General features: G+C 53.0%; 6 protein-coding genes and 1 pseudogene. 2 read left to right on the plus strand and 5 right to left on the minus strand.

The window, feature by feature from the left end; translation table 11 throughout:
• Positions 1-645 (minus strand): site-specific integrase (locus tag MWC30_RS21170; protein WP_244086193.1); only part of this gene is annotated, 645 nt, incomplete at its 3' end.
• A 168-nt stretch (positions 646-813) separates the two neighbouring features.
• Here MWC30_RS21170 and MWC30_RS23195 point away from each other — a divergent pair.
• A pseudogene (locus tag MWC30_RS23195) lies at positions 814-999 on the plus strand (ATP-binding protein); the annotation flags it as partial.
• Here MWC30_RS23195 and MWC30_RS21175 read toward each other — a convergent pair.
• The 3 genes from MWC30_RS21175 to MWC30_RS21185 are packed head-to-tail and all read right to left on the minus strand — an operon-like array spanning position 991 to position 4,156.
• Complete coding sequence (locus tag MWC30_RS21175; RefSeq protein ID WP_244086194.1) at positions 991-2,010, minus strand: tyrosine-type recombinase/integrase; 1,020 nt, start codon at positions 2,008-2,010, stop codon at positions 991-993. The pseudogene MWC30_RS23195 and the gene MWC30_RS21175 overlap by 9 nt on opposite strands.
• A complete protein-coding gene (locus MWC30_RS21180; protein ID WP_244086195.1) occupies positions 2,007-2,915 on the minus strand; it encodes a tyrosine-type recombinase/integrase in 909 nt (302 codons plus the stop codon). Before MWC30_RS21180 ends, MWC30_RS21175 begins: the two co-directional genes overlap by 4 nt.
• The gene (locus MWC30_RS21185) at positions 2,912-4,156 is read right to left on the minus strand and encodes a site-specific integrase (protein ID WP_244086196.1); all 1,245 of its coding nucleotides are present in this window, start codon (positions 4,154-4,156) and stop codon (positions 2,912-2,914) included. The genes MWC30_RS21180 and MWC30_RS21185 overlap by 4 nt, the downstream gene beginning before the upstream one ends.
• 154 nt (positions 4,157-4,310) lie before the next feature.
• Here MWC30_RS21185 and MWC30_RS23200 point away from each other — a divergent pair, with 154 nt between their 5' ends.
• The gene (locus tag MWC30_RS23200) at positions 4,311-4,439 is read left to right on the plus strand and encodes an ATP-binding protein (protein WP_368860919.1); all 129 of its coding nucleotides are present in this window, start codon (positions 4,311-4,313) and stop codon (positions 4,437-4,439) included.
• Positions 4,440-4,612: 173 nt separating this feature from the next.
• Here MWC30_RS23200 and MWC30_RS21190 read toward each other — a convergent pair whose 3' ends face one another.
• Entirely contained in the window at positions 4,613-5,686 is a 1,074-nt protein-coding gene (locus MWC30_RS21190) for a hypothetical protein (RefSeq protein ID WP_244086197.1), read from the minus strand.
• Positions 5,687-5,913: the final 227 nt, after the last annotated feature.

Consider the following 5,913-nt stretch of genomic DNA (forward strand, 5'->3'; position numbering starts at 1 on the left):
GTAGATCCTTGGAGTGTCGATCATCGTATGCAAGGGCTGACGCAGAACGGATTTCTCATGTTGAAAGCGCAGGAAGGCCCTCAGATATCCGATCACGTGCTGGAGAGAATACCGGTTGAGTCTTTTGGAGCAAATCTGGATAAAGTCTTCTATTGTTTTGATGGTGAGCGTTGCCAGCGCCAGGGGATTTTCACCGTAGCCCACGTGCACCAGGAACTCTTGCAGATATCTCTCGTGAGATCGTATGGTAGAGGGTTCCAGGCCGCGCACCCTGCGCAAATGATCCGAGAAAAAATCGAGCTCTGTGTCTATGGGAGTCTTCGGTTGGGCTGGGATAGGCTCAAGACGGCCATTCTCCACGAGAAAGTACTCAATCTGGCGAATGGTTCCGGCCGTTTCCGGCCGAAGGTGACGATAGTGTTTCCAGGCTGCCTCAAAATAGCTCTGGCTCAATTCCTCCAAAGATTGCGCGCCAGTTTGTTGGAAATACGCGTCGATCAGCGGGGCATCCTTGAGCTTATTTCGCATAGTCCCTGTGGTGAAGCCACGATTGTGAGACCATGTGGTAAACTCGTCCAGGATGACGCCAAGGATGGGAAGGGAAAGGTACCTCTGGTAGGATTTCGGGCGAAGGGATGCAATCATTTGAACCTCCTTTCAAAATGAGAAGACCCTCAGGAGGTTCGCCGTCACTAATGTGTAGTCCGCTGACTCTTTACCCTCTATTTATCCAGTTCCACAGAGATTTCTCAACATTAATGAACACTCAACATAAGTCAACTTATGTGAAGCTCCACATAAGTTGACGAGCTCGGTTATCTTGCCCTCGGCCAACAGGGCTCAAACCTCTTCTTCCAGGTCATCAGTCAAAGGCATCAGACCCGGTCAACCATTTTGACCACCAATCTGTTATGCGGTGCACCGCATAACAGATTTAATGCAGAGTCCATCGTTATGCGGAGCCCGCTTTTCGCAGACCCCGCCAACCTGTCATCTTGATGTCTTTTTACCCCGCATAACAGAGCCTGCCTGTAGAGAGGCGATTAGCTCATCGGTTGCCTTGAAACGCCCTGATCGCAGCTTTGGAGGGACAACTGATTCCAGAGCCTCCAGCTTTATCGAGGGGTCGGCACGTGTGTAGATCTCCGTCGTTTGCATGTTCGCGTGTCCGAGCCAGAGAGATACTTTTCGCAGGTCCTTGGTAGCCTGTAGAACCGTTAGGGCGCAAGTATGTCGAAGCACATGCGGCGAAACGCGCTTCGTTGATAGATCAGGACAACTTGCTGTGGCAGTGCGGCAGTGCTTGTGCAGAATGTATTCGAAGCCGGAACGTGTCATGGGCTCGCCACGGGCGTTGAAAAACAGTTCAGGCACCAAGGCTGTGCCCCTGACTGCCAGCCACGCTCGCAGGGCTGATATCGTTTCTTTCCATAAGGGCAGGCAACGTTGCCTTCGCCCCTTGCCGTGAACGAGAATACTGGCATGCGGTTGAAGGGTTAAATCGTCAATTCGGAGTCCGACCAACTCGGAGACGCGCAATCCCCCGGCAAAGCAGAGGTAGAGCATGGCCCGATCCCGAATGCCGTCTCGAGTGGTTGGCGTAGGTGCATCCAAGATGGCCTGCATCTCTTCAACCGTGAGGTGCCTTACAAGACGTGTCTCGGCTTTCTTGGGTGGAATCGCCAGGATGCGGCTGATCTGCTCTAAAGCCGTCGGCACGCGATACTCCATGAAATGCATAAACGACTTTATGGCGGCAAGTCTGATATTTCTGGAGCTTGCCCCATTCCCTCGCTCCGTTTCCAGGTGGTCCAGGAAGTTCACGATCAGCGGCGCATCGAGTTGCTCAAAGTGCAATTCGGACGGGGCAACTTTGAGGCATTTGCCGGCGTATTCAAAGAGGAGTTTGAATGCGTAGGCATAGGACTCGCAGGTGTTTTCGCTGGCACCGCGCTCGACGGGCAAGCGTTGCTGAAGGAAGGCCGTGATATGGGAAGCGGCTGGAGTCATGGCCGCCCTCCCGTGAAGAAGCTTTCGCAACACTGTGCAATGTTTTTCATCAATTCCGGCACCGCTTCCAGATACCAGTAGGTATGACAAACCTTGCCGTGGCCAAGATAGGTCGAGAGCGCCAGCATGTGTTTTGTGATGTGATCACGACCGTCCGGACAGGTTTCCAAGGCTCTTACGGCGAATGTGTGGCGAAGCGAGTGAGGTGTCGGGCGGGGCAGCCCCTGTCCCCGCTGCAGACCGATTCTATCGACGGCAGTCCGGAATGCTGTATCAACATCATTGATACGCAACGGTTTTCTTCGCAGTGAAACGAATACGTGATCGTCGAATGGGGCATAGGGGTGGCGGTGTTCGAGGTAGCGTTCTATTCCTGCTTGCACGGTCTCATGCAAGGGTACGAGACGGCTTTTACGAAACTTGGAACATCGAATCATCAGACCATCCGCAGTGATATCCTCAAAGCGCAGCCTGATTGCCTCGGACACACGAACTCCCGTGCATGCCAGTAACGCGAACAGCGTGCTGTAGGTCTTTCGACGCAAGGTACGGTAACCGGATTCAGATGCTGCTTGCACGAGACGCTGAATGTCTTCCCGGGAAAAGATGTACGGGATGGGCCGTGGCCGCTTCTCGCTACCGAAGACAGGCGGTGGCAGTTCATGGGACGGATCCTCGGCACGGATGTAGCGGGCAAATCGAATAACTTCACCAAGCCGGCGGGCACGCTGATCAACCGATTCCGCCAATCCGGCCCACTCGATTGCGACATCGGAGCAAACGCGGTGTTTTCCTCTTTCATGCGAGAAGGTGGCAAAACTTTGCAAAAGACTGCCCTGGTATTTGAGCTCGAACCCGCAAGCACGGCGTACCCTCAAGTAGGACTCCACAGCTTGAGCTATCATGGCTGCACCTCCGGCCAGGGTTGAGCAATCAGGGACAGTGCAGTGACATCCACCTTGGCGTAGATCTGTGTGGTCTCGATCGAAGCATGCCGAAGGATGTCCGCAATGTCTTGTAGCGATGCCCCTTGCCGCAACATGGAAGTTGCCGCGGAATGCCTGAGAACATGGGCCGCGCCGCGACTCTGGCAGGTGACATCCGCTCGCTGCATAGCCTTTTCAACGATGACCGAGACCGCACTGTGGGAGGCGAAGGCGCGAAAGGGAGCGCGAGAGCGAACAAACAATACATCGGTGTCGGTTCGAGGCCGCCCGTCTTGCAGATAGGCCACCAGCGCACATCCAATTTCCTGGGTCAGAGGCAGTCTAACCTCGCGACGCCCTTTTCCCGTTACTTCAACCGTGGCGCCTTCCCAATCGATATCACCCAAACGAAGCTGGACGATATCGCCAGCCCGAAGTCCCATGCGTGCGAGGAGAAGTAGAATAGCACGATCTCGCTTGCCGACCGCAGAGTTGAGATCACAGGAAGAGACGATCCGCTCCACTTCTTCCTGTTGCAGGTATCGTGGCAATGAAGAAAGGCGCCAATGCGCCAGAACTGGAATGGCTGCGTGCAGGTCGGCGGAACATTTGCCTTCAGCGATTAGAAAGCGAAGAAACATGCGAAGTGCCGTCGTACATGTTTTAGCCGCTGCCCACCCACATTGTTGACTCTTTTCCAGGACAAACTGTCGCAAACTTCCAGCATCAAACAGCCTTGGATCTTCGCCAAGCTGCTTCAGCAGGTCCCGGATCGACAAGCTGTAGTTGTAGAGGGTAGCATCACAGGTTCCACGATTCTTGCGCATCCACTCACAAAATGCGGTGAAGAGAACTGGATCTGGAACCGTTGTCTGGCCAACGACAGTGGCGATTGCGCCTGCACCTCGCAGGCATTTCAGGAACAAACGCACACCATTGAGCAACTCCAGCCGATGAGTACGGCCGTAACGAGGACATTGGCATCCGTTCAGATGGTCGTCGAAGCGCTCAACCAACTTCTCGGTCAGACTTGAGATGGGTATGCCTTCACTCCCTGACCAATAAATGAAATGTTCCGCTGCTCGGATGTGTCTGCGGGCGGTTATCTCAGCGTAGCCCGCATGGAACAACTCCTCGGCGAATTTTTCAAGGAAAGGCCCGCCCGAACTGTCTCGAAGTCCTTGAACACGTGAAGCACCATCGAAAAACTCTTCAAACATGACGTCCTCCTTTTGTGTGAAGTTCAGCTTAGAAAGACGTCACTATTATGCAGAATAGCAAGACGAGAAAGGCGATCCTACTTCACTGAAACGACGGCATTATCACCTGATTTAGAAATCTCCTGTCCGCATAACGATATACTCTGCATTAAATCTGCCCTTTGCTGAATGGGGAAAGGTTTTCGATTCCACCACCGTGGCTAGGGCCATTGCCGACCGGCTCGTACACCGCTCTCAGGTCCTCATCATGGGAGGGGCCAGCTATCGAAGAAAAAGAAAATGATTCCAGGCCATTAAATTTACAGACAAGGTGAGAAACCGACCTCTCCATTATCCAGGCAATCGGTTTCTCCGCCTTTTTTCGCCCTCATGCAGGCGCGACGACGCATACCCTTGTCGTCTGATTGCCATCGGGGATTTTCTGACCGCCAGTTTCTGACCATTTCCTCACCGCCGTCAATAGTCGTTTGGCGATTTCGCGCAAAAGCGTGCGAGACCGTGCGATGAAGAGGTTTTCATTGTAGGTGATGAGTACCGTGCGCTGCACACCGAAGATCTTCTTTGTAGTACGGAAGGCACACACGCCTTGCAGACCATCTGCTGCAAGGGAGTGGAATTGCTCTGAGGGTGTTTGGAGAAGGTCCGGATGTTGGGTTGGAACAAGGGAGCCGATGAAATGATAGGGACTCGCTTCAACCGCATCCAGATTGTCAGAGGAATTGTTGCCTTTATCGAAGATGAGGGTGATGTGCTCGGTTTCCTCGGAGAATTGACGGCACCGGGCAACCAGTTCGGAAGTGAGACTGGAGAAAGTGGGAGCATCGGTTTGATTGCCTGGATAGGTACGATGGAGGAGCGGTACATGGAAATCGGAGGAAACGAGCAGTGCCAGGCCAACAATGCGCAGACTCTTGCGCTCTTGCTTGCTCTTGCCCCTTTGGGCAAGGGAGCATCGTTCATTGAAGGTATCGATGTAGGTAAAGAATTGGTGGCATCGAAGAGTACCTGTCGCAGGTTGATCTTGAACTCCTTGACCATGTGAGTGGTAACGTCCTGTTCGATGGCCTCGATGGTCTGGCTTGAGACGTGATTCATGTTGTCCCAGAAACGTTGACTGCTAAGTTGCTTGGCACTGATGCCCATGAGGCGCCGAAGCGAAGTTGTCTGGAACCAATCTGCAAGACCAGCCTTACTGCATGGGGCGAGACAGCGATTGAGGATGGCAACGAGCAGATAGGTTCCCACACTGGGGCCGTTGCCGGGTTTGGGAGCATGACGGTCGATGTGCTCAAGCAGGCGCAGGCGCTTTACCAAATCGAAGAGCGAAACAACCGCACCGAACTCGGTGATGATAACCTCTTTGGGAGCAGGCACATCCGCCGTAGATTCCCGGCTCATGGCTCGGACGATATCGTCTGCCCGCCCGAGGTATTTTTGCCAGACGATCTTGGGCTTGCCGTTGACCCTCTGGCATTCGCGGGCGTAGTAGTAAGCCTTGCCGTTAATGTTCTTTTTAATGATTGTTGCCATGCTTTAGGTCATACATAAGCATGCTTTTTATTGTCAATTTCTTTTTATTTAGACAACTTGAGAGTCAATCTATCCAGAAATAATTTAGGTCATACAAAAAGACTATGATCACAATATTCAGTTAGATTTGTCCTGCTCCTGATGTTTTTGGAAAGAGCGAAGTACCTGGTCGGGCAGAGTTGGCAGTTTCATGAGAGCACGAAAGCCGGGCAAGATGCGATCGCTAT

It is taken from the genome of Desulforhabdus sp. TSK (genome assembly GCF_022836495.1).
GTDB lineage: Bacteria > Desulfobacterota > Syntrophobacteria > Syntrophobacterales > Syntrophobacteraceae > Desulforhabdus.